This is a genomic window from Enterococcus sp. DIV0774, from assembly GCF_050539095.1.
Lineage (GTDB): Bacteria > Bacillota > Bacilli > Lactobacillales > Enterococcaceae > Enterococcus > Enterococcus faecalis.
Genome location: NZ_CP172923.1, coordinates 1009526 through 1034664, shown reverse-complemented (window position 1 = coordinate 1034664; position 25139 = coordinate 1009526). Strand labels below are relative to the sequence as shown.

At 37.8% G+C, this 25139-nt stretch carries 25 protein-coding genes; 6 read left to right on the top strand and 19 right to left on the bottom strand.

Annotation, left to right across the window (positions count from 1 at the left end; genetic code table 11):
• Window position 1: 1 nt before the first annotated feature.
• The 10 genes from IGL86_RS05105 to IGL86_RS05060 all read right to left on the bottom strand — a co-directional run bounded on the left by IGL86_RS05105 (window position 2) and on the right by IGL86_RS05060 (window position 7596).
• Window positions 2-2935 (bottom strand): phage tail protein, encoded by a 2934-nt coding sequence (locus IGL86_RS05105; protein ID WP_033625332.1) that lies wholly within the window; start codon window positions 2933-2935, stop codon window positions 2-4.
• A complete protein-coding gene (locus tag IGL86_RS05100) occupies window positions 2925-3293 on the bottom strand; it encodes a hypothetical protein (RefSeq protein ID WP_002361692.1) in 369 nt (122 codons plus the stop codon). Before IGL86_RS05100 ends, IGL86_RS05105 begins: the two co-directional genes overlap by 11 nt.
• Before the next feature lie 17 nt (window positions 3294-3310).
• The gene (locus tag IGL86_RS05095) at window positions 3311-3670 is read right to left on the bottom strand and encodes a tail assembly chaperone (protein WP_002357848.1); all 360 of its coding nucleotides are present in this window, start codon (window positions 3668-3670) and stop codon (window positions 3311-3313) included.
• Between the two features lie 32 nt (window positions 3671-3702).
• Window positions 3703-4215 (bottom strand): phage major tail protein, TP901-1 family, encoded by a 513-nt coding sequence (locus IGL86_RS05090; RefSeq protein ID WP_002381948.1) that lies wholly within the window; start codon window positions 4213-4215, stop codon window positions 3703-3705.
• Window positions 4216-4227: 12 nt separating this feature from the next.
• On the bottom strand, window positions 4228-4644 hold the full coding sequence (locus IGL86_RS05085) for a hypothetical protein (protein ID WP_002382237.1): 417 nt from the start codon (window positions 4642-4644) through the stop codon (window positions 4228-4230).
• Window positions 4645-4865: 221 nt separating this feature from the next.
• On the bottom strand, window positions 4866-5273 hold the full coding sequence (locus IGL86_RS05080; protein ID WP_002360491.1) for a RinA family phage transcriptional activator: 408 nt from the start codon (window positions 5271-5273) through the stop codon (window positions 4866-4868).
• 19 nt (window positions 5274-5292) lie between these two features.
• Entirely contained in the window at window positions 5293-5685 is a 393-nt protein-coding gene (locus tag IGL86_RS05075; protein ID WP_033625331.1) for a hypothetical protein, read from the bottom strand.
• Window positions 5686-5751: 66 nt separating this feature from the next.
• Window positions 5752-6594: an ATP-binding protein gene (locus IGL86_RS05070; protein WP_002375035.1), complete on the bottom strand. Its 843-nt coding sequence runs from the start codon at window positions 6592-6594 to the stop codon at window positions 5752-5754.
• An 18-nt stretch (window positions 6595-6612) separates the two neighbouring features.
• Window positions 6613-7368 (bottom strand): DnaD domain protein, encoded by a 756-nt coding sequence (locus IGL86_RS05065; RefSeq protein WP_033625339.1) that lies wholly within the window; start codon window positions 7366-7368, stop codon window positions 6613-6615.
• Between the two features lie 45 nt (window positions 7369-7413).
• The gene (locus tag IGL86_RS05060) at window positions 7414-7596 is read right to left on the bottom strand and encodes a hypothetical protein (RefSeq protein WP_050443818.1); all 183 of its coding nucleotides are present in this window, start codon (window positions 7594-7596) and stop codon (window positions 7414-7416) included.
• Between the two features lie 169 nt (window positions 7597-7765).
• Between IGL86_RS05060 and IGL86_RS05055 the strand changes: the two genes are divergently transcribed.
• The gene (locus tag IGL86_RS05055; protein ID WP_002357856.1) at window positions 7766-8248 is read left to right on the top strand and encodes a helix-turn-helix domain-containing protein; all 483 of its coding nucleotides are present in this window, start codon (window positions 7766-7768) and stop codon (window positions 8246-8248) included.
• Between the two features lie 34 nt (window positions 8249-8282).
• Complete coding sequence (locus tag IGL86_RS05050; protein WP_016617233.1) at window positions 8283-8768, top strand: toxin-antitoxin system toxin component; 486 nt, start codon at window positions 8283-8285, stop codon at window positions 8766-8768.
• A 372-nt stretch (window positions 8769-9140) separates the two neighbouring features.
• Here IGL86_RS05050 and rbfA read toward each other — a convergent pair whose 3' ends face one another.
• From rbfA to IGL86_RS05010, 8 genes are all read right to left on the bottom strand, one after another.
• Window positions 9141-9491 carry a 30S ribosome-binding factor RbfA gene (gene rbfA / locus IGL86_RS05045; protein WP_002360497.1) on the bottom strand — a complete coding sequence of 117 codons (351 nt, stop codon included), beginning with the start codon at window positions 9489-9491 and terminating at the stop codon, window positions 9141-9143.
• Between the two features lie 24 nt (window positions 9492-9515).
• Window positions 9516-11912: a translation initiation factor IF-2 gene (gene infB / locus IGL86_RS05040; RefSeq protein WP_002375041.1), complete on the bottom strand. Its 2397-nt coding sequence runs from the start codon at window positions 11910-11912 to the stop codon at window positions 9516-9518.
• 12 nt (window positions 11913-11924) lie between these two features.
• Complete coding sequence (locus IGL86_RS05035; protein WP_002357860.1) at window positions 11925-12230, bottom strand: YlxQ-related RNA-binding protein; 306 nt, start codon at window positions 12228-12230, stop codon at window positions 11925-11927.
• Window positions 12220-12519, bottom strand: coding sequence for an RNase P modulator RnpM (gene rnpM / locus IGL86_RS05030; RefSeq protein WP_002363794.1), 300 nt, complete (start codon window positions 12517-12519; stop codon window positions 12220-12222). Before rnpM ends, IGL86_RS05035 begins: the two co-directional genes overlap by 11 nt.
• Window positions 12520-12539: 20 nt before the next feature.
• The gene (gene nusA, locus IGL86_RS05025; protein ID WP_002357862.1) at window positions 12540-13739 is read right to left on the bottom strand and encodes a transcription termination factor NusA; all 1200 of its coding nucleotides are present in this window, start codon (window positions 13737-13739) and stop codon (window positions 12540-12542) included.
• A 143-nt stretch (window positions 13740-13882) separates the two neighbouring features.
• Window positions 13883-14356, bottom strand: coding sequence for a ribosome maturation factor RimP (gene rimP, locus IGL86_RS05020; protein ID WP_002357863.1), 474 nt, complete (start codon window positions 14354-14356; stop codon window positions 13883-13885).
• 205 nt (window positions 14357-14561) lie between these two features.
• The gene (locus IGL86_RS05015; protein WP_033625329.1) at window positions 14562-16448 is read right to left on the bottom strand and encodes an Ig-like domain-containing protein; all 1887 of its coding nucleotides are present in this window, start codon (window positions 16446-16448) and stop codon (window positions 14562-14564) included.
• A 141-nt stretch (window positions 16449-16589) separates the two neighbouring features.
• Window positions 16590-19010, bottom strand: a complete 2421-nt coding sequence (locus IGL86_RS05010; RefSeq protein WP_033625328.1) for a cation-translocating P-type ATPase — start codon at window positions 19008-19010, stop codon at window positions 16590-16592.
• Window positions 19011-19228: 218 nt separating this feature from the next.
• On the opposite strand from IGL86_RS05010, the gene rnhC reads away from it, so the two are divergent.
• Window positions 19229-20146: a ribonuclease HIII gene (rnhC, locus tag IGL86_RS05005; protein WP_033625327.1), complete on the top strand. Its 918-nt coding sequence runs from the start codon at window positions 19229-19231 to the stop codon at window positions 20144-20146.
• 66 nt (window positions 20147-20212) lie between these two features.
• On the opposite strand, the gene IGL86_RS05000 is transcribed toward rnhC, so the two are convergent.
• Window positions 20213-21385 carry a class I SAM-dependent rRNA methyltransferase gene (locus IGL86_RS05000; RefSeq protein WP_033625326.1) on the bottom strand — a complete coding sequence of 391 codons (1173 nt, stop codon included), beginning with the start codon at window positions 21383-21385 and terminating at the stop codon, window positions 20213-20215.
• A gap of 257 nt (window positions 21386-21642) precedes the next feature.
• On the opposite strand from IGL86_RS05000, the gene IGL86_RS04995 reads away from it, so the two are divergent.
• The 3 genes from IGL86_RS04995 (at window position 21643) to IGL86_RS04985 (ending at window position 25124) form a co-directional block, all read left to right on the top strand.
• Complete coding sequence (locus IGL86_RS04995) at window positions 21643-23751, top strand: LTA synthase family protein (RefSeq protein ID WP_002357869.1); 2109 nt, start codon at window positions 21643-21645, stop codon at window positions 23749-23751.
• Between the two features lie 105 nt (window positions 23752-23856).
• Window positions 23857-24558: a hypothetical protein gene (locus tag IGL86_RS04990; RefSeq protein ID WP_033599766.1), complete on the top strand. Its 702-nt coding sequence runs from the start codon at window positions 23857-23859 to the stop codon at window positions 24556-24558.
• Between the two features lie 14 nt (window positions 24559-24572).
• Window positions 24573-25124 carry a hypothetical protein gene (locus IGL86_RS04985; RefSeq protein WP_033625325.1) on the top strand — a complete coding sequence of 184 codons (552 nt, stop codon included), beginning with the start codon at window positions 24573-24575 and terminating at the stop codon, window positions 25122-25124.
• Window positions 25125-25139 lie beyond the last annotated feature (15 nt).

Here is a 25139-nt window from a genome sequence, read left to right as displayed (position 1 = left end):
GTTATCCTCTCCTTCCTAAGCGGTTATTTTGTTTCACTTGTTGTCGTTGTAACTCCGTTGCTAAATAAGGCGCCGTAGTTGCTGCGACAACTTTTCCATCTAACGTTGACTCTACTGTCACAAATAATGGTCGATTGTATGCATCATTTTCTAAACGATGGTCAATCGTTGCTGTGAAGTTTCCTCGACCAGCTAAGTCCAAGGCAAAATCATTTAACAGCGGTAAGTCTAAAATAGAAGCCATTGCTCTACTAACGGCTGTTTCGCCTGCATAAATCCCCGTGGCAATCGTGCCGCCGAAATTTAATTTATGCAAATCAGATAAGGGACCTTCTTTTGCTGGTGAAAATGGTAAAAAGTTACGAATTTTACTGACGACCCCATCGATTGCTTCTTTGGCTTTTCCAATTGCGCCTGTAATTCCATCAGCAATCATGCCGACAATATTCGCACCGGCATCGGTGAATTTTGAAAACCAACCTTGGATTGCTTGCCAAGCACCTTCAATTACAGAACCAATGGCATTTTTTACCTGATCGGCTGCATTGGTAACCCCATTTTTGATATTTTCAACTAACTGTCCGCCCGAAGCTAACAGTTGACCAAAATAAGAACCAATCTTCGTGATCATTTGTGAGATTAATGTTCCTGCTGCGGACAGCAAGGCACCCAATAGACTGAGTACACCATTAATTAAGGCTTGAATCAGTTGAATCCCAGCACTTAACAACTGTGGCAACGCATTGATTAACGCACCCATTAAAGCGGTAATTAGCGTAATTGCTGCAGTAACCAGTTGCGGTAAAATTGAAATAATCCCTTGGATCAAAGCCATTAGCAATTTGACGCCTGCGCTGATGATTTGTGGCAAGGCACCAATTAAGGCATTTACCAATGTCAAAATTAAGGTAATAGCTGCCGCAACTAAGGTTGGTAAAATCGAAATAATTCCTTGAATTAACGCCATTAACAATTTAACACCTGCGCTGATAATCTGTGGTAAGGCACCTATCAACGCTGTCACTAACGCTAGAATAATCGTCAGCGCTGATTGAATTAACTGAGGTAAAATCGTCATAATCCCAGTGATTAATGCCATCAAAATTTGTAAACCAGCAGTCAAAATCAACGGTAACATAGTAACAAATGCATTGACTAAGGCTGTGATAATTGAAACACCTGCTGTAACTAGCATTGGTAACGCTGTGACAAAAGCTGTCACTAATGTAGTGATGATATTAATCGCTGCAGTTGTAATTGTTGGCAAGGCGGTGACAATCGCATTAACTAAAGTCATTAATAAGCTCAAACCAACTTCTATCAACATTGGTAAGACTGTTGTAATCCCCTGAATCAACGTAGTAATAATTTGTGTTGCCGCTTCAATTAAGACGGGCAAATTGGCAACGATCGCACCAACAATTAACGTAATTAAACTAGATAACGCGGTTACGATGCTTGGAATAGCTTCTGTTATTTTCCCGAGAATACTGGTTAAGACTGTTGTAAAAAGTTGTATAACTTTCGGTAGATTAGCTGCCAGCATTGTTGTAACCGATGTAATCGTGTTACCTAAATTATCAAAGACTTGGGTAATACCACCCGCACTCAAATCACCGGTTTTCATCCAGGCCGTCACGAATGAAACAATCAAGGAAATAATTAGACCAAACGGCCCAGAAATTCCTAATGCAGCCAGTGCAACCTTTGTCAGAACTTTTACCAAAAGACCAACCGCTAAACCAGCTTTGTCAAAGGTGCCACCAAATTGCCCTAATAAGTTACTACCTAATTGCAAACCGCTGGCAAAAACGCCTGCTAGCACACGACCAATTGTTGAAAAAATAGTCGCCATTTTCTCTAAGCCTACTGCAAAAAATTGTTTAAAAACTGCCATTATTTGTTGAAAGGCCGGCTGGATCTGTTGTAGCAGTCCTACCAATTTACCAAACGCCGCTGAAACAGCTCCTTGAATGGCACTAGCTAAGCTATTGATACTATTTCTAAATGTTTCATTGGTTTTATAGAAATAAATAAACGCTGCTACCGCTGCTAAAACGGCTGCTACAATTAAAATTAATGGTCCTCCACCTAAGGCACTAAAACTAGCACTTAGTTTTGATAAGCCACCACCTAACTTCCCAATGTTTCCTTGTACAAGAGCCAAACCAGCACTAAACTGTTGAAATTTTTGCTGAGCCATCGTTACCATAATTAACATGGGCCCAATGGCGGCTAAAATGCCCATAATGGCAACAATAAAAACTTGGACGGGTTTTGGTAATTTGATAAATAAATTAACCAAAGCTGTAATGCCTTTGACGACTGTGATAACCACTTGAACCAAAATTTCCATTCCTGGAGCCATCACGCTTTGAATCACTTGTGCCGCCGCTTCAAATGATTGATTCATCTGAGTCAATGCCCCTTGCAACTCGCCTTGCAATGAATCAGAAATCCCTCCTGCACTAGCCATAATCAGTCCTTGCATTCCTTGAAATTCGCCACTGACCCCAGCACCGACGCCCATAGCTGTTTTTAAAACGTTCAGCATAGGTAAGGAAACGGCACTAGTCATGGCCGTCCCAAAGCTCAGCATATTATTTTGTGCATTAGTAAAGCCATCAGAGGTTTCTTTCCCCGCTTTTTTAGCTGCTTCACCGGCTTGTTCAGCAGAATCTGTTAACGCTGTGTTCATTTGATCTGCTGCCTTTGCTGTTTCGTCTCCTGTTTTTTTCACTGTTTCTCCAGATTGTTGCATGACGGTTTTAAATGTGTTCATGACCGTGGCTGACTGATTGACACCCGCACTAATTTCCCCTAAATATCCACTTAATAAGGCATACTCACCGCTCATACTTTTTAATGCTTGTTGGACGCCTGCAAGGCTTTTCTTTGCCTCCGATAACGGCGTTTTTTCTTTGTCATTCTCCATCTACTCTCCTCCCTTCTCGATAGCGGCGTAGACGCTCTGCCACAGTGGCAAGTTGCGTTTTTTTCCGCTCATTTAATTTTGTTCGTTGTGGCTGGTTAGCTGCCAGAACTTCAGCAACTCGTTTTTCATAATCATAAAAACTTTTAAAGCTTTCAAAAACGGGTTTTCCTTTTTTGTTTGTCGCTTGCGCTTTAACATTTAAGTAGGCAAGCTCGTGCCTTTTCCGCTCTTCATCTACTTCTGCTAAATTAAAAGCAATCATTCGTAATTCAAATTCAGACATGGTCATCCGATCCACTTCTTCAAATGAGCGACAGCCTAAGTAGCGAAAAGCAGAAAGAGCGATGTCGTGATACACGTCATCGCTCGTTTTAATTAGTTGGTCGCTTGCGCTTCTGCTTTCTTCGCTTCTTTGCTGAACTGATCGATCATTGGTTTTGTAAGAGGTTGCTTTCCCATTTCTTTAAGCAAGTCATCTGAAAGTTTTTTGACATCTTGGGTCATTAACCATGCTTCAATTTCCGACTTACCTATTTTTAATTGCCCACTTTGTAAAGCTTCCATGATGTCAACTAAGATTACTGGATTGTATTGGCGTAAATAAATCATTGCTGAACTGATGCCCATGCCGAATTTGGCAGCGCCATTTTCAATTTGGTAACGTTTATCTAATTCACGAATCGCGCCAATCGTAAATTTCACTTCAATTGTTTTTCCGTTAATCTCTAAATTCATTTTTTATCCTCCTAAAATTCAACACTTTTTGATTATGCGCCAGGTTGTGGTGCTTTATCTGGAACGGTATCTTGGAACGCATATTGTGCTTCTGCAATAATATCTGCTTCTACTGTTGCAAAACCATCTTGTGGTTTGCCATTAATAGAGGCTTCTGTTTCGATTTCTACTAATTCTTCTACATTGGCTGGTAAACTCCATGAATTTACATAACCTTGGGCATAAATTGCTGGATATTTACCTTCCGCATTTTTTTCACCTTTTAAATCAACGTCCCAAAATTCCATTAAGATGCCATCTTCAACTGCGTCTTTCATGTATAAATTTTCATCATCGCGAGAGGCTAAACCGCTTAACGATAACGTAACTTCTAAACCAGAAACAGCATTCGCAACGCCATCTTTTGTTTGCGTACCGCTCGATTCACGTGAGAATTCCCATTCATGTTCAATTTGAAATAAGGGTTTCATTGCTTTCTTTGTCGCTGCTTCATCCAAGCGACGAACTAATAAAATACGGTCTTTTCCTTGCATAACTTCTCCCATTGATAATTCCTCCTAGTAAAATTGCATGTGTAATGGTAGTACAGCATGCCAAATTGTTTTTTTCATTTGTTTGGTATCTTTTACCATTTGTGCTTTGACTTCTTGATGTTTGATACCCCAATTAAAATGAGCCGTTCGTTTTAAGTTACTGGTTGCCTGCCGTAAAATCGTTCCTTTAATTGTAGAAATTTGTTGTCGTTCAGATAACGCACCATAAACATGCATTATTAATTCAATTTCACCCAAAATAGCTGATTTAGTTGGCTTAGGTAATTCTTTACTATCACCTAAGTAAACAAATGGCTGATCTGGTAAATCTGTCGGCAGTTCCTCTAGCAACAAAAATCCTGACGTCTGGCAGATTGCAACAAGGGCTTCATATAACTCTTGTTCCGCTTCATTCATTTTTAGCGCCACCTTTCCATTCAAAAAATTCAGGATTGGTTAACAAATTGGCTCTCTTCTAGTCAAAATGAAGGATCTTGAAAGTAGCCGGCATTTTCTGCTCCTTCATAGCTGACACAAGAAAGCAGTCAAAATCATAGAATTCCGTGTCTTCATTTTTTTGGTTGCCTCACGTTTATCTATCTCTTTCGACACTATTAATTTACCATGTTGACACCTGAAAAAATTCCACGCTTTTTCCATGTTTACATCCCTAGTTCATCCGCCACCGCTTCAAAGAAATGATTTCTTAATTTATAGGCTTGGCTTTTACTAATAAATAATTGCTGGGCAAGTCCAATTAATGTTAAAGAGGGCCGTTTTTTCATATATAGTTCTTCAATAATCACGCGCGTTTGTTCATCCGCTTCAGCTAAACAATTTTTGATAATGTCTCGATTTCTCTCTAAGTTCCACAGACGGCGATCCATAGCTATCGTAATCGCCATTCGTTCGGTCACTACAGAGTGAAGTCCTTGTCCTCTAATACCAGCATTTAAATCTGCTTCTTGATAAGGGTGCCGTAATTCTTCTTCCCGTTGCCGGATATACTCATCTGTTTTATAAAAGTCTGCTAAAATATCTTTGATATAATTAAATGTTGACGTACGCATTGGTTAATCTCCTTTACTTTTATTCATTTAAAAGTGTTAATCGATAAATAAAATAACACTCTTTCGACATGTCTAAGCCGTGACGAATCGCTTCATCTGAATAACCGAGCCAAATTAAATAGAGATACTCGCTTTTTGTAAACGATGCGGCCTTGATGGATTGGATGGGTCTTGATTGATCCATCGACCAATTACCGATTGCTTGTCCTAATTCTTGAATTTCCTGCATAATAGGTTTATTTTTCTGACTTGTCCAATCGGGATATTGATTCATTAGTTGTAAGAGTTGTTTTCTTTTTTGTGCTTTTTCGCTTTGTTGCTTTGAAATATCTTTAAATACAACGCTTTTCATTTCAAATAAATCTTTTTTACGTTTTGTTAAATTACTCATGTTTACGGCCTTCTCTTTCACCAATTAGATAACCTAACATTAGTGTCATTGTCCAAAAGATAAACCCAATAATAATTGTTAACATATTTATTTCACACTCCTCATTCGTTTGTCTGTTGTGTCTTTATATTGGAAAACATAGCCACTGGCGTGCTTCATTAGACGAGAAATAATGCGTGTTCCATAGGCCTCCACCAGTTGTTTTCCAGAAAAATTAGTAGTAAAAATAGTTGCTTTATTCTGTCTAGCTTCTAAAATTCGATTTAAGATGTCATTATTAAAATCCGTACTAACTTTATTTTTAATTCCTAATTCAGCACCTAAATCATCTAAGACCAAAACGTCTGCTTTTTTCATTCTAGTAATATACGCTTGAGCCTTTGCTTGGCTTTTGGTCGACTCATTCATGGACATTTTTAGTTTTTCTAATAACTCAGAGTAGCTGACAAATAAACAATACTTTTGATATGCAGAGCGTTCTAAGACTTCAACTAAAATACTGATAGCCAAATGACTTTTACCAACACCAGGTTTCCCTGAAAAAATAACGTGGATTGGCTTTCCTTCGACAATCGCTGAAACTGCTGCTAAGGCCCGTTCTTTTGCTTGTCTTGTTTCTAATTCAGTGGTTTGGTAATTGGTTAAACGACATTGCCGTAGCGCATCATCAGCAATTAAGGACCCTTGATGAAAAAATTTTTGTGTACGCGCCATAAAACTCTCTTGAGAACGTTGTTGAGTGGCTTCTTGTTCATGTTTTTTTAGCATTTTATACCCACACGACCAACAAGTTGGGGCACAACGTTCTGTGCCATCTTTATTTTTTTGTTGCCAAACATATTGTTCACTGCCACATTCAGGACATCGGTCTTCAACTTTTTCTAACAATTGACTCAATAGTATTTGAAAAGTTTGATCTGTCGCATGCATACTGATTTCCTCCTTTCTTTAAAAACCTAACTCTTGATATTCTTCTGTCATTTGCGGCGCGTGCTCCGACACTTGTTTTTTATCATTTACTAGAACTTCATGTACGGATAAATAATTTTGTTGCTCCCAACTTTTCAAAATAGCATTTACATAGCCGTAATTCCGTTTATTTCGATCGACGGCAATCCCTAAAGCATGCAAGATTAATTGGCATGCTTCCTCTTGGCTAGCCCCTTTTTGTATAAAATCTTGCAACCAATACTTAAAATCTTGGCTTGTTTTTGAGGCCAGTGTACCAAAGCCGTTTTCCTCATAAAAATGATAAATCGTCTTTAAACAATCGTTTTCCGAACTACTACCTTGACTCTGACCTAACTTAGACTGGCCTATGCTTTCCTGTGGTAACCGTTGGTAGTCAGCTGGTTGACCACTGACAGACGATTCTACTTTAAACGTATAAGCTTTGCTATTTTTTTCAACAATCTGATTTTTCTCTTCTTGATACAAGGTTGGTTTGTAACGATCACTGCGAATATAATTATGAATTTTCCAATGTTTGATAACGATCACACCACTTTCAAATACTAGAATAAATTTTTTAACCATTAGCAATTTTAGATCGTCTTCCCCACAACCAACCATTCGCTGCAATTTTTTGGGATTATTGATAAATCCATCATCATCGGCACGCATCGCTAAATGAAAATACAGGGCCTGACTTGATAAAGGCATATCTAAAAACGCATCACTATCAATAATCGTTTTTGCAAACATGCGTCGTTCTGCCAATCCGCTTCTCTCCTTTTGACTAAATTATTGTTACTCTGTTAGTAATTCCATGAGGCCAATCATCCCAATCACGATGACCCCAATTTTTATTGAGACACTGCTTATTAATAAAATAATTGCTAAAAGTAACATATCCGACAACGTTTTTTTATAATTCCGACTCATTTCTTCACCCTTTCCACCAAAATACGGTTTTCCGAACAAAGTGTTCAAAAAAATTAGTTCAGTTAACCGAACATTTGAATGGCTCTATCTTAGCATCAAATATTTTCACTGTCAACTCATAAGTTCGGTTTTATGAACTGCTAAATTTAATTGCGATTGTTACTTGCCTTCTCTAAACAGGTATAGTATACTTTGAGGCAATAGGAGGTTCGGAAATATGAACATTTTTGCTATCCGTTTAAAAGAGGCTTTAACAGCCAAGAACATCAAACCTAGTGAATTAGCGAAAAAAACTGGCATCGGTAAATCTTCGATCAGCGATTGGCTAGCTGGTCGTTACGAAGCAAAACAAGACAAAGTTTATCGCATTGCAGATGCATTAGACATTAATGAGGCCTGGTTGATGGGACAAGAAGTTCCCATGGAAAAAAATGCCTCAACTATCGACCGCATTTATAAAAAATTAGAACCCCAACGACAAGCCATCGTTTATCAATTTGCCGAACAACAATTACACGAACAACAAACGCAAGCAGAAATTCTCTCATTCCCTCGCCGTGACGAAATGACACTGGCTGCCCACGCTGGGGATCCAGAAAAGATATTTTCAAAAGAAGAAATCGAGAAAATTCACGATTACTTGGATGAAATTGATGCCAAATATCAACAATCGATTTCTTCTGACAAAAAAGAGGATTAACTTCCCATCTACTCTTTTTATTAAGTAATGGCAGGTGAATGGTAAAGTGAATGATTATGAAAAACTCGTCAGTTCCATTCAAAAGGATGTGACGGTTTTAGAAATTGATTTATACAATCAAACAGGTTGTTATGGGTTGTATCGAAATGGCAAAATTTATATTGAAAAAACATTGAGTACCCGTCAAAAGAAGAACATTTTAGCCGAGGAATACGGGCATTATCAAACATCCGTTGGCACTATTTTAAATCAAAATTGTACAGAAAATCGGAAGCAAGAGTTGAAAGCCCGCAATGTGGCCTTAGAGCAATTAGTTACATTAGACGATTTAATTCGTTGCTCTGAAGCTGGCTTAAGTAACCATTATTCTTGTGCTGAATTTTTGGAAATCGATGTTGAAACATTAAAAAATGTGATTACGTACTATCGACAAAAGTATGGCGCCACTTATCTTTATAAAGGACGGATTTTTGAATTTAGGGATTATTCTGTGGTGGTATTAAATACTGGGTTAACTTAAAAAGCATGGAACAAAATCAATAAGGATTTTGTTCCATGCTTAAAAGTATTCTAGAAAATTCAAGAGCGGTTTTTGTACCAATGGTTAATATGTCCAACGCCAAGCATAAGATTGGGGACAAGTATAAGGACGAATATAAATGACGGCCAAAATCCGATGAACTGAATAATATGTTTCCGCATACTATGTAGTACAAAGAAGAAAAGAAAAAAGTACAGGGAACTCTTGCCTGAACCCATTTCTTTTAAATAACGATCTCCATTTTTATAGAAAACAACAATTCTTTTCATCTTTGCACCTCCATGACTATTTTATCAAGAAATCATGAAAAGAAAAAGCACACCATTCGTCTGGTGTGCTTTTTCTTTTTAATTATTCACCTTGATTCAACTTACGAATCAACTCATCAATGTGATTTCCGTATTGGACAGATTCGTCTCTTTCAAAAATCAACTCTGGTGTTTTATACAAGGTTAACCGTTGTCCTAATTCTTTACGAATCAGTCCTTTGGCTTTGTCTAAGCCTTGTTGAGCTTTTTGTTGTTCGGAAGCTAAATCAGATAACAAGCTGTAATAAATCGTTGCTTGTTGTAAATCACCGGTCACACGAACATCTGTAATAGTGATGCCTTGGACGCGTGGATCTCTGATGCGTTTGTTCAAGATATCATTCACTTCACGCATGATTTCTTGACCTACACGACGGTCACGATAATTTGCCATAGTGTCTTCCTCCAATTACTAAAATTATTGTTTGATTTCTTCCATAATGAAGCCTTCAATCGCATCATCTACACGTAAATCATTGAAGTTTTCAATCATAGCGCCACATTCAAAACCAAGTTTGACTTCTTTCACGTCATCTTTAAAGCGTTTCAAGCTTGCTAATTTACCTTCATAAATAACAATACCATCACGAATGACACGCACGCCACTATCGCGGCGAATAAAGCCTTCTGTAACATAACAGCCAGCGATTGTGCCAACTTTAGATACTTTGTACAATTCACGAACCGTCATTTGACCCGTAATTTTTTCTTCAAATTCTGGATCTAATAACCCTTTCATCGCTGTTTCGATTTCTTCTAGGGCTTTATAGATAATACGGTGTAAACGAATATCAACTTCTTCTTGTTCTGCTTGTTGTTTTGCTTGTGGTGTTGGGCGAACGTTAAAGCCGATAATAATCGCATTACTTGCTGCAGCTAAAGTTACGTCGCTTTCATTGATGGCCCCAACTGCCGCGTGAACAATTTTCACACGAACGCCTTCTACATCAATTTTTTGTAAACTTGCTGAAACGGCTTCGGCAGATCCTTGTACGTCTGCTTTGACAATGATATTAACTTCTTTTAATTCGCCTTCTTTTAGACTTTCAAATAAGTTATCCAATGTCACACGGCTACTTGCTGAACGTTGTTCAAGCAACGCACGTTTAGCCCGTTCTTCCCCTGCTTGACGTGCTGTTTTTTCATCTTCAAAGACCACAAAACGATCACCCGCTTGAGGAACATCATTTAATCCGGTAATTTCTACAGGAGTTGCGGGTCCTGCTTCTTTATCACGGCGGCCCATGTCATTGGTCATCACACGAACACGTCCGTAAGTATTACCAACAACGATTGGATCACCAACATGTAAAGTTCCTTGTTGAACGAGTAATGTCGCAACCGGACCTTTACCTTTATCCAAGCGCGCTTCAATCACTGTTCCAATTGCTTTTTGCGTTGGATCAGCTTTTAAGTCTTCTACTTCAGCAATCAATAAAATATTTTCCAATAGCTCATCAATGTTTTGATTGAATTTCGCTGAAATATTGACGAAAATCGTATCTCCGCCCCACTCTTCAGGAATTAATTCATGTTCACTTAATTCTTGTTTCACATGATCAGGGTTCGCACCAGGCTTATCAATTTTGTTAACTGCTACAATAATTGGCACTTTTGCCGCTTTGGCATGGTTAATCGCCTCGATTGTTTGTGGCATTACTCCATCGTCCGCTGCAACAACTAAGATGGTAATATCAGTGATGCTGGCACCACGCGCGCGCATACTTGTAAAGGCCGCATGTCCTGGTGTATCTAAGAACGTAATTGGTTTGCCATCAATATCTAACTGATAGGCACCAATATGCTGCGTGATACCGCCTGCTTCACCTGAAGTCACACGAGAATGGCGCAATGTATCTAATAATGTTGTTTTCCCGTGGTCTACGTGTCCCATGATTGTGACAACAGGGGGACGTGTAGTTAAGTTTTCTTCAACAACTGCTTCTGGTTCGAAGAATTTATCAATGTCCGCAATATCAACTTGAACTTTTTCTTGCGGTTCCATGCCATAGTCCACAGCTAATAATTCAATTGTATCTTTATCTAGGGCTTGGTTTTGGTTAACCATGACACCCATCATAAATAATTTTTTGATGATTTCCGCTGGTTCGCGGTGGATTTTTTTCGCAATATCCGCCACGTTCATACCTTCTGTATATTCTAAAACATCTGGTAATTCACGGAATTTACGTGCTGGAACTGCTGGCTTCGCTGATTCTTGTTGATGTTTGCCTTTTTTCCCTTTTTTGTTGAAACGATTGCGGTTTTGGTTATTAAAGTTATTCCGGTTATTACGATTTTGACCGCCACCAAAATTGTTGTTACGGTTTTGGCCGCCACGGTTTTGGTTGTTCCCGCCATTGTTATTTTGGTTGGTCCGATTTTGATTCGTTGTAGAACCGTTATTGTTTTGGGTATTGCGGTTTTGATTGTTTGTATTTGTTTGATTGCTACGGTTTTGTGTGTTGCTTTGGCCGTGACGATTTTGGTTGTTGTTGTTTCTTTGTTGTCCATTCGTTGATTGATTGTTTGGACGATTTTGGTTATTTCTTTGTTCACCAGGTTTATTGTTCATTGGTTTCTTATTGGCTGGTTTATTTTGTGTTGTTTGTTGCTTTTGGTTGTTTGTTGCTTTTGATTGAGTATTTACGGTACTTCCTCCTCCGAATGCTTGACGAAGCTTTGTTTCTTGCTCGGAACTAATTGCGCCCATATGGTTTTTAACATCCATACCTAATTGATGCGCTTTATCGACAACGTCTTTGCTTGCTTTATTCATTTCTTTTGCTAGTTCATAAATTCTTTTTTTTCCCATGCAATCACCTTCCTAACCTTTTAGTAATTCCTTGATTTTGGTGGCAAATCCTGCATCAGTTACTCCGATAACCATTCGTGGTCGCCCAATCGCTTGGCTGAGCTCGAATTGACTGAACAGTTCGCTAACAGGAACATTATAATAAGAACTTTTGTCCTTGATTTTCTTTCTAGTATTCTCACTGGCATCTTGCGCAACAAACACAAATTTCGCTTTGTTTGCACGAATATCTTTAAGGGTTAATTCCTCGCCTGTGACTAATTTACCGGCGCGCATTGCTAAACCTAAAAGGTTCAAAATTTTGGTTTTATTTTCCATCGCCAAACAACTCTTTGCGGGCTTTTTGATGTGTTACATAATCCAATAGTTCTTGATAAAATTCATCACTTAATTTTGTTTCTAAGACACGATCAAGAATTTTTTTATCCCAAGCTTTTTGGACTTCCGCAGGATCCAAATCAACGTAAGCGCCACGTCCAGGTAATTTACCAGTTGGATCTAAGGCCACTTCGCCTTCTTTGGAGCGAGTAATTCTGACTAATTCTTTTTTCGGTTTCATTTCGCCTGAAACAACCGATTTACGCATTGGAATTTTTCTCTTTTTCATTTTTTCACCCTCCAAAAACGTTATTCTTGTTCAGGTAATTCTTCTGTAATTTCTGCTTCAACAACTGCTTCTTCAGCAGCCAAGTTTTCGTAATCATCTGCCGTCATATCTGAATGGATAATTGCTTCATCCATTTCTTCTGCAACTTCGGCAACTTCTTGATTGGCTTGTTGTTCATAAAATTCAGCCATATCAGATTCTGATTTGATATCAATTTTATGGCCCGTTAATTTAGCAGCTAAGCGCGCATTTTGACCACGTTTACCAATTGCTAATGACAATTGATAATCAGGTACAACGACTGTACATGCTTTGCTATTTTCTGGATCAAAAATAACATCTAATACTTGAGCTGGATTCAAGGCATTACTAATATAAATAGCTGGATCTTCGTTCCATTCCACAATATCCATATTTTCGCCTTTTAATTCATTCACAATCGCTTGGACACGTTGGCCTTTTGGACCAACACAGGTACCCACTGGGTCAATATTAGGATCTGTTGAACGAACGGCTACTTTTGAACGATCGCCAGCTTCACGAGCGACGCTTACGATTTCAACAATTCCATCATAAACTTCTGGAATTTCTTGTTCAAAAAGACGTTTTAGTAAATCTGGATGACTACGGCTTACAAAAACTTGTGGGCCTTTTGATGTGTTTTCAACACGTGATACGTAAACTTTAATCCGATCATGCGGTTGGTAAAATTCATTTGGCATTTGATCTTGTTTTGATAAGACTGCTTCGATTTTGCCTAAGTTTACATAAATATAACGACGATCTTGACGTTCAACAATTCCTTGCATGATGTCATTTTCGTATTCGCTAAATTCATTATAAATAATTGTTCTTTCTGCTTCACGGACACGTTGTAAAATTACTTGCTTTGCTGTTTGGGCAGCAATGCGGCCAAAGTCTTTTGGCGTAACCTCAAAACGAATTTTGTCGCCGATTTCATATGCCCCATTTAATGCAACGGCATCTTTTAATGAAACTTCCAGTTGTGAATCAAATACTTCTTCTGTTACTTCTTTGACAGCATATACGTGAATATTGCCTTTTTTTGGTTCAAATTCAACTTCGACGTTGCTTGCTTGTCCATAATGTCTTTTATATGCAGAAACTAAAGCTGCTTGTAACGCTTCAATCACCGTATCTTTAGGAATCCCTTTTTCAGCTTCTAATACGTCTAATGCATTTAACATTTCTTTGCTCATTGTTTTTCTTTTCCTCCTATGGATTCGTTAAAGCTGAACGAGTGGTTCTTCTTCCAAGGGAAAAACTTCTCGTTAAAACTTGTCACAGGCCTAGCTAAAAGTAAAACTTTTAGTGGACCCTTTTTTACATTCGAGTCTGTTGATTAAAATTGAATGGCTAAACGAGCTTTTGCGATATTTTTACGTTCAAAAGTCATTTCCTTCACTCTGGTTTTAATTTTTACACTTAATGTTAATTGTTCTGAATCAAGATGGACTAAGGTACCTTCAATCTGTTTTTCTCCATCAACTGCTTGATAAAGAGAAATATGAATGTACTTGCCTACCGCTTGTTCATAATCGCTTTCTTTCTTTAACGGACGTTCTGCTCCCGGAGAAGAAACTTCCAGAAAGTACGCTTGCGGAATTGGATCTGGATCCATTGCATCTAGTTTTTCACTTAATTTTTCGCTGACAAAGGCACATTCCTCAATATCAATGCCACCTTCTTTATCGATAAATACTCGTAAAAACCAATTTTTTCCTTCCTTAACAAACTCTACTTCCACAAGTTCAAAATTTTGTTCTTCTAAGATTGGTGTGACTAACTTTGTTACAGTTTCCACAGCACTACTCAAAATTTTCGCCTCCTTCGAGATTGATGTAACGAACCGTGTCCTGATGACTTTTCCATCAAAAAGAGTGAGCAGAAATCCGCTCACTCCCAACTAGTATCATTACGCTAAAGATAGTATAGCACAGAACCACTCCAAACTCAAATGAACAAGCTAAATCTCTCGAAATTTGCACATTTTGTCTCGATTACTGAAACTATCTAAGCGATTATTTTTTCGTTTTAAAATAGATAAATAATCCTTGAATCAAAAGAAGGCTACCTAAGAAAAGAAACGCGTTTTCTTTTGTTTCTCCTGTTTTTGGCAATTCCTTATTACGAATCGCCTGTTTTTCAATGGTTATTGAAGTAGTTTCTGTGGTTGAATTCGTGGTAGTATCTGTTGTCCCACTCGTTGGTGGTGTGGTACTTTCTATAGGTTTTTCTGGCGTATAGTGATTAGTAAATACTTGACCTCCATCATACTGAGTAGTCGCCACAAGATTTCCTAAAAGCGCCTCGACGGTTACTTGAACTTGAAGGTTGTGCGTATCGTAGGAAACACCTGCCTGTTGCGTGTTTACTTCCCGAATGGTGTATTGATAGTTTCCAGGAGTTTCAAAGGTTAATGGTGAAAATTGAATTTTCCCTAAAGTATCGTTACTAACCGTTTCTAGTACTGTACCTTTCTCATCTAACAATTCAAATTGAAATTCAGCATCCTTTAGTGGTTTTCCTAAAAGAACTTTTCCAGCTAAAAATGAAGCAGAGACTGGTTGATATGAAATCTTATGATTCACAACAGTTTTCAGTGCAACTAAGTTTTTACCAAAGTCTTCAGGTGTTATTGAAATCTTGTTTTGCGAAAGTTGGTAACCGATAGGTGCTTTGGTTTCTACTAAAGTATAGTTATCTTTTAACAAGCCTTTAACAATCGCTGTTCCGTTTTGATCTGTTGTGATTTTGGCCACTGTTTGATTGGTTGAGTTACGAATGAGTTCAAACTCTGCACCTGCTAAACGCTGTCCCGCTTCATCTTCTTTATGAATTTCAACAACATATTGCTCACCATTGGCTTCTCCACCACCCGTTTGTGAGACACGACTCACTTCGACTTCTTCCACCACCGTTTGATTTTCTGTTAATTTTGCATAATTTGTGAAGGTTTCACCTTTTTCGGGAAGATGATCGATTTTGGTTTTATAGGTGATACGATATTCATTAGTCCCAATATTGCCAAAATGCACCGAAAAATTGCGGTCACCAGGACCATACTGGACAGACAACTGACCAGTTATATCTTCCTCTGACGTGAACTGCCAAATAGCATTTCCATCCAGTGTCCATTGTCCTCGTTCAATTTTCATAGTGTCTTTGATATAACTTAAACTTGCTGTTTTTAGCACATCTTCCACTTCTAAATCAGTATACGTTTGCCCTGTTGGATTAATCCGTAGTACATTGTAAATTTCGGTTGGATCGTCTTCGATAAACCACGAATACTTGCTAAATTTTTCGTTAACATCATCGCCTTCACCTTGGTAATCAAGATCGCCAGCAAATATTTTTTCCCCTTCCACCGTGACGTAAATAGGAATCTTGGATTCATTTTCGACATTTTCGAAATCAATCAAACTTGTAAAATATAAAGACCCACTAATATTGGCATGGTTTTCTACGTAATCTGTATACGTTAACGTGACCGTTTTATTTGCTACATCGGTCTGTGCGATTGCAACCACAGCACCTGTATCATCTACTACATTAAAGGTCATATTTTTCTCGAGACGTAGCTCTTCGGGTAAAGTGATCACACTCGTATCCCCACTATTAACGGTATTATCCGGTAAGTTGAACTCAATTCGGAGGTAGATGTCTGTATATTGATTAATGGTCCCAAGTGGGTTCCCCTCTTTGTCCGTTAGTTGAATCGCTGTCACAATGTTGCCCACTTGTTTACGCGGTATTACGTTTGGCGTAGCAGAAATTTGATTGGTTTCACTGGTACTAGTTGGTTCCGTTTGCGCATATCCTTTTTCAAGTTTCAGAAAAGGCGTTATCAGCGTCGACAAAAGAATGAAAAACATTCCCCAATAGACAAAACTTCTTTTTTTCATTTTTATTCAATCCTTCCTATCTAAAATAATTGGTTAGGTTTATACTATCAAGGATTAACTAGGTACAAGTGTTTTTATTTTTCCCAACAATAAAAAACAAAAAACACCGAACCAAAATAATTTTGGCTCGGTGTTTTGCTCCTAATGTCTTTTCTTATAAAACCATAATTGAACTTTTTCAGAAATGGTTGATAAATGTTGGAAAGTTGAGTCTGCTGCAAAGAAAAGAATGGCTAAAAGTAACAAGGCTGTTGGCGATACCGAAGTTAACGAGAACAAGTTTTTCATGGAAATACTTGTAATAACCATTCCGATTAAACAGCCAATCATTACGCGCTTGCGGTAACGATTCATTGGTGAACTAATTTTATAAAGAACCATAAAGCCGACTGAAACTAGCAACAATGTTGCAGTCGTTGAAATGTCCGTTTTTTGAAGTGCAAGAATATCACCACAAATTAGTAAAGCACCGACTACTAACATATCCGTTAACCCACCAGGAATTGCTTTTGATAACACATTGAAAAGAAATTTCCCTTCAATGCGACGATGATTTGGTTCCAAAGCTAGAAATGTCGAAGGAATACCAATTGTAAATAAACTAATCAATGTGACTTGTGTCGGTTGTAAAGGATATGTCACGGCAAAAATCATAGCAAAGACAGACATCAGCAAGGAGAAAATATTTTTTACAAGGAATAAACTTGAAGAACGTTCAATGTTATTAACTACTTGGCGACCTTCAAAGACAACCTCCGGCATTGTTGAAAAATCAGAATCTAACAACACAACTTGCGAGGCTTGTGCTGTAGCTTGATTTCCTGAAGCCATGGCAATACTACAATCTGCTTCTTTCATGGCTAAAATATCATTGACTCCATCCCCTGTCATCGCCACTGTATGATCTAATTTTTTCAACAATAGTACAAATTGTTTCTTTTGTTCTGGCGTGACACGACCAAAAACGGTGTATTTTTCTAAAGCTTCTGTCTGGGCTTCCATTGTAGTTAATGTTCGCGCGTCCACATAATTTTCAGCACCAATAATGCCTGCCGCTTGTGCTACATTGGATACTGTTAAAGGATTATCGCCAGAAATGACCTTAATGGCCACATTTTGTTCAGCGAAATATTCAAAAGTTGCTTTGGCTTCTTTACGAATCGGATTCCAAAGAAGAATGTAGCCTAGAGGTTGAACCTCTGCTGCCAACGTTTCCTGAAATTCTACTAAATACTTTCCGAACACCAATAAGCGATAGCCTTGACTTGTATAATGTTCCACTTCAGATTGATACATTTCATAATTGTCTCTCAAAATCATCTCTGGCGCCCCAAGAATATACGTCGCTTCTGGGAAAGTCACGCTACTAAATTTTTCGACAGACGAAAACGAGGTATAGCTAACGGCTTCCCTCTGATTATTAGTAACAAAAAATTCTTTCATCGCTTTCATCGTATCATTGTCTGCTGACATTGTTCGGCAAAAATCGCCAATTAATTTTTCGACATTGGTTAAGTCTGTACCATCATTTTCGATGCTCACCACAGGAACCAACTCTTGGACTTCCATCGTGTTTTCAGTAATTGTTCCTGTTTTATCTACACATAACACATCAACACGCGCTAAAGATTCGATACTTTTCATGTTGTGCAATAAAACGCCGCGCTTCGCTAAGCGCATTGTGCTGGCAGCTAATGCAACGGTTGTTAAAAGGTATAACCCTTCCGGGATCATCCCAATCAAAGCAGCTTCCATGGAGACAATGCTGTCATGAAGCCCTTGATGGTTGATGAAATAACTTTGGAAAAATAGAACACAGCCGATCGGGATAATAATAATCCCTACCCATTTCACCAAACGGTTAATGGAACCGACCATCTCTGATTGTTCCCCTTTTTTAATTGATTTCGCTTCAAGCGTCAATTGATGAACATAGGCCTCAGCGCCAATTTTATCAATTCTTGCATAACAAGAACCTGACACAATAAAGCTACCTGACAAAAGTTGGCTATCTGCTACTTTGGTAATCTCATCAGATTCCCCAGTTAACAAGGATTCATTCACACGGACTTCACCAGATAAGACAATTGCATCCCCAGAAATCTGTTCACCCGATTTAAAGAGCACCACATCATCCAAAACCAGCTCATCTGGCGAAATTTCTTGTTCTTGGCCATCCCTCACAACGGTTACTTTTGTAGCGTTTAGAATATTTAAGCTATCTAATACTTTCTTCGACTTAATTTCTTGGTAAATTCCAATGACCGTATTAATGATTACTACTGGCAAAAAGGTCATATTTTTATAAGATTGTACCATCATTAATAACACGCCTAGTACCACAAAAATTAAGTTGAAATACGTAAATACGTTATTAATAACAATCTGTTTCGTTGTGATAAACTCTGTATCGACGGCGGCATTGACTAAGCCTTTTCGCTTTCTTTCTTCAACTTGTGCGGCCGTCAAGCCTTGTTTATCTTCTGGATAATAGCGTTCCGCGTTAGCAGTCACTGCTATTGGTTCATTTTCTTGCATTTCTTTTTTTCTTCTCAAACACATCACCCCTTGTTCTAGTCGACTCTTTCATCGTCTCCTTCTCTCCCACAGTATAGCACTGAATAAAAATTTAGATAACAACTAGCGCCCAACTATAGAAAAAAATTATACATTTCCTAAACATTGTCATTTTCAGGAATAAGCTAACGCAAAACCTTTTCATTTACTTGTTTTTCCTTTACTATAGTAAAGAAGAAATATCAAGAAATGAGGAACAATTGATGGCACAGAATCACGTAATTAAAGTTAGTAAAAAAACATTAGCAGAGATGACCACTGTTTATCAACCCAATCGTTTAAATAAAACGGTCCCTTATACTGTCTTTGTGGCCAAGGTTGGTACCACTACCATCACTGCTTATCAATCAGGTAAAGTCATGTTTCAGGGACCTCAAGCTGAAAAAGAGGCCGCTCGTTGGGAAGGAACGAGTACCACACCAAAGAAAAAAGTGTCCCCCCAGACTACAACGCTGCCTGCTGATTTTGGCAACTGGTCTGTGATAGGTTCCGATGAAGTCGGTAATGGTAGCTATTTTGGTCCAGTAACTGTCTGTGCTGCCTATGTTGACAAAAGCATGATTAGCAAACTAAAAGCATTGGGTGTTCGTGATTCCAAAGAATTAACCGACCCACAAATTATTCAATTGTCACATGTCATTAAAGAACTGATTCCTTACAAGTTATTAATCGTTGAACCAAAAAAATACAATGAGATCCAACCAAACTACAATGCTGTACACATGAAAGTCGCTTTGCATAACCAAGCGATTTATCTGTTGCTACAAGAGTTGGCTCTCACAAAGCCAGAAGGGATTTTGATTGACCAATTCACCCCTGAAAATAACTATCGGAAATATGTTCGTAATGAAAAAAATCAAGTCACTGAAAAATTGTTCTTCGTCACTAAAGGAGAGCAGTATCATGTTGCCGTTGCTGCCGCCTCTATTATTAGCCGCGCTGCTTTTTTAGAAGAGTTAGACAAAGAATCTGCAGAATTGGGTTTCTCTGTGCCCTCTGGTGCTGGCAGCAAATCAGACCAAGTAGCCGCCCGTATTTTGAAAAAAGGCGGCCTAGACTTATTAGCGAACTACGCGAAGCTGCATTTTGCAAATACCCAAAAAGCCCAAAAGTTACTATAAAATAAACACCAAGCAAAAGTCCCAATGCCGATTAGCGGCGCTGGGACTTTTGCTTGGTGTAAAAAATTATTTTTCAATTTCGATAAACAGGACTTTTAAGTAATTACCTTCTGGAAAATTAGGATTCACTTGAAAGTCTGCCGGTAATTGATACGTGTCCGTAATCTTGTAACGAACATTTTTCTCTTGCAAGGCAGTAATCACCATTTTTTGATATTTGGCTAAGGATAAATTTGCCGCATTGGTTGAGGCAATAAGCGTTCCCTTATCCGTTAAAATATCAATAGAATCTTTCACTAGCTCCCCATAATTTTTAGCAACGGAAAAAACTTTCTTTTTGTTGCGAGCAAAACTCGGCGGATCCAAAATGATCATGTCATAACTCAAGCCTTTACGTGAAGCATATTTAAAGTAGTCAAAAACATCCATGACAATAATCTTTTGCGGGGCAAGATTTAAATGATTGACTTCAAATTGCTCAGTCGTTTTCGGTAAGCTTCGTTTAGCTAAATCCACACTAGTGGTGGCCACGGCACCCCCCATAGCGGCAGCTACTGAAAAAGCACCTGTATAACTAAACATATTTAAGACTGTTTTACCTACTGCAAAACCATCTACTAATCGACCACGAACTTCTTTTTGATCTAAAAAGATGCCTGTCATTAATCCTTCGTTTAAATAGGTAGCAAATTGAACGCCATTTTCAGTGACAAGTAATGGCTCGGGTGCTTGTTCGCCATACAAAAACTGTGATTCTGGTAAATCTTTTGTGGAAAAGCGAATCTTTTCGTAGGCACCAATAATGTCAGGATAAACTGTGCGAAACGCCGTCAAAAGTTCGGCTTTTTTCTGATAAAGGGTTTCATTATACCATGAAAAAACGGCGTAATCTGCATAGCGATCGATGATTAGACCCCCAATGCCATCCCCTTCTCCATTAAATAATCGATACGCAGTTGTCAGCGAATCCTTTTCAAAAGACGTCCGCTTCTCACGACTTATTTCAAAGAGTTGTTGAAAAAAAGATTGATTAATTGGTCCATGCCATGACAGCAACCAACCAATTCCTTTATTTTGTTCGCCTAAATATCCTTCAGCTAAGCGCTGGCCTTTACTATCAATCAAAGTAAGCCAATCTGTTGGTAACTGCGCTGGCACTTGTTGCAAATCTTCTTTCTGAATTAAAGGATATCCTTTTTTAAATTTATGTTCTGCTTTTTTAGTTACTTGAAGTTTCATTCTGTACACCTACTTTTCAAAGTCCTATCTAGTATAGCAAAAAAAGGCCCATCTGTCTTTAAAGGATTCAAGCTTCACGTCATTTAACGAACTAAAAAGTTTAAGGAAATAGTAAGTTTTCTTTAACATCACCATTCCTCACTTCGGTAAGAATTGACATAAAATTTGTGAAAGAGTAAAATTAAAGCGATATTGTAAAATACGAAATTTACCTAATTTTACTTTTATAGAATCATCGTTTAGAAAGGACGTTTATTTTGAAAAAATTATTTAAAACAAATATTTTGAACACGCGACTGGGGTTATTCTCGCTAATCGCCATCTTACTGTGGCTAAAAAACCTCTTTGCGTACGCCGTTGATTTCCATTTACGTTTGGAAAATATTAACGAGTATTTCATACTCTTAATTAATCCAATTGCCACAACGGTCTTTTTATTAGCCATCGCTTTGTATGTTCGCCGTAAAAAAGCTTCTTATATTACAATGATGATTATTTACTTCTTGATGAGTTTACTGCTCTTCTCAAATGTCGTGTATTATCGAGAATTTACTGACTTCATCACAGTTAATACGATGCTTGGTGCTGGCAAAGTAGCTAGCGGTCTTGGCGAAAGTGCCTTACGTCTCTTTAGACCTTATGACGTCATTTATTTCTTAGACTTCATTATTATTGGCGTATTATTATTAACGAAAAAAATTAAAACAGATGCGCGTCCAGTCCGCGCACGTGTAGCAGTCTCTGTCACACTCCTTTCTGTTGTCTTTTTCTTATTCAATCTATTTATGGCTGAAACAGAACGTCCCCAATTATTAGGACGTCAATTCTCTCGTGACTATATCGTGAAATTCTTAGGCTTAAATGCCTTTACCGTGTACGATGGCATTACAACTTACCAAACAAACCAAGTCCGTGCCGAAGCTAGTGCTAACGATATGAAACAAGTTGAAGATTACGTGAAACAACAATATGCGGCACCCGATGATAGTAAGTTTGGTATTGCAAAAGGCAAAAATGTAATTTATATCCATTTAGAAAGTTTCCAACAATTTTTAGTTAATTACAAATTAAAAGATGAAAATGGCGTAGAACACGAAGTCACACCATTTATCAATAGTCTTTACAATAGTAAAAGTACCTTTAGCTTTGATAACTTCTTCCACCAAGTTGGTCAAGGAAAAACAAGTGATGCCGAAACGTTACTTGAAAATTCACTATTTGGTTTAGACCAAGGTTCACTCTTTACACAAGTTGGTGGGAAAAATACGTTTGAAGCAGCACCCGATATTTTAAAACAAACGCAAGGTTACACTAGCGCTGCTTTCCACGGAAATGCCGGTAACTTCTGGAATCGAAATGAAACCTATAAACGTTTAGGCTATGACTATTTCTTTGATGCTAGTTATTATGATGTTAATTCAGATAACTCATTCCAATATGGGTTACACGATAAACCATTCTTTAATCAATCCGTTCAATATTTAGAACATTTACAACAACCGTTCTATTCTAAATTTATTGCTGTGTCCAATCATTATCCTTATTCTCAATTTACAAACGATGAAGCAGGATTCCCAATTGCAAAAACCTCTGACGAAACAATTAATGGTTACTTTGCAACAGCGAATTATTTAGATAAAGCGGTCGAAGAATTCTTTAACTACTTGAAATCTTCAGGTCTCTATGAAAACTCAGTCATTGTTCTTTATGGCGATCACTATGGGGTTTCTAATTCAAGAAACCAAAACTTAGCAGAGTTAGTAGGTAAAACCAAAGCAGATTGGAACGATTTTGACAACGCCAATATGCAACGTGTTCCTTATATGATTCACGTTCCTGGTCAAGAAAATGGCGGTGTGAACCATACGTATGGCGGCCAAGTTGATGCCTTACCAACCCTTCTACACTTGCTTGGTGTCGATACGAAAAACTACATTCAGTTAGGCCAAGATTTATTCTCTAAACAACACAATCAAATCGTTGCTTTCCGCAACGGCAATGTTGTAACACCTAAATATACTATTTTAGGTTCTAGCATTTACGATACTAAAACAGGCACTTTAATTACAGAGCCAACCGAAGAAGTTAAGAAAGAAGTCGCTGATTTAAAAGCCAAAGCGACGAAACAATTAGAAACGTCTGACCAAATTACTAACGGTGACTTGCTTCGTTTCTATACCAATAGCGGCTTAAAACCAGTTAACCCAGAAGACTATGATTACAAGAACCAATTGCAACAACTGGAAGCAATTGAAAAAGAAAAAGGTGAAAAATCAACGAGTGTTTACAGTAAAAACAATAATAAATCAACCGTTGATGAATATCACACTGACAGTTATCAAGGCTATCAAAAAACTGGTAAATAAATCTTCAAAAAGCTTGAGCAATTTGCTCAAGCTTTTTTGCTACTTTTTCATAATTAATTCATATTATTTCACTATACTAAAGATAGTTTAGAGAGGTGAAAGTTGATGAGAAGTGTCCGTTACGCTACAGCTAGTAGTTTTTATCATAAAAAAATCACGTTAATCACTGCACTCTTCTTCTTCCTGTTCTCTTTCTTATTGACTGGGCTGTTTAACTTAATTGATTTTGAAAAAGAGTTTTTACGAACGATGCCAGACTTTGTCGATATTGAAAAACAAACTAGTTACCATTACCAACTGATCCAATACTATTGGCACCTCTATCTAGGTAGTGTCATTTTCTTTGGTGTTACTTTTCTTCTGTTGATGTATGTGACATTACGCATAAAAAAGGAAGAAATACATACATGGTATCACATGCACTTTTCAAATATGTATGTCACCAAACAGCTCTTACTAGAGTTATGTTTACCGGCTCTATTAGGAATTTTCAGTTTTTTACTTTTCACTTTAATGTTTCAAGAAACGTATAATACTGTTCTTTGGGCTGCTCGTGATGCTATTTTACAGTGGTCTCATTTGGAAACTCCAGCATTTTTAGCTAAAAGTACCGACCAGGATGTCACGATTACAAATATCCAGCATTTAGGGATTCAAACGATCCAAGCGTTTTCTTTTGATTTTAAAAGTATGCAGTCACTTTATACAATCCGTAACTGCTTTGTTAACTGCTTAACCTTGCTTGGCATTCCTCTTGTTTGCGGGACTCCTTTCACGTTGCTTTATTTACGTACACATAAGAAATAAGGGAGGGATTTTCTATGAATGTCACACCATCATTCAAAAAAATAACCGAAAAAAAATCCTCATTCGACGCGTTAGCTTTGCGAGAAGTTTATGGAATCATTTATTCTGCTCCAGAACAAGAACTCGCATTGGCCGATTTTTTCCAAACAAATCAACTAACCATTACTAGGCTTTCTTCTAGTGAAACCTTTCTGCCCTACTTGCCATTAGAAGAAAATTTATTTATCGCTAGTACAATCAAAGAACGGGATCGAAAAGTAGTTCTAGCCGAAGCTTTCCAGGTGTTCCAATTAGAACCTGCCTTACTTGGTCGTTCCTTTACTTCTTTTACGACTTTTGAAAAAATTAAAATGCGCATAATACAACTTTTGTTTTCAAAAACAAGTACGTTAGTGATTGATGATATCTTTTCTTCATTAACGATTGGACAACGTCAAGAAATTTTACCTCAATTAAAAATAGCAGTTCAAAAAAGAAACAAGCGCTTGCTATTTCTGACAAAAGATCCACAAATTATTGATAGTCCCTATGTGCACCCCCTGTCTCTACATGCGTTATTAAATTAAAGAAAACGTCTGGCA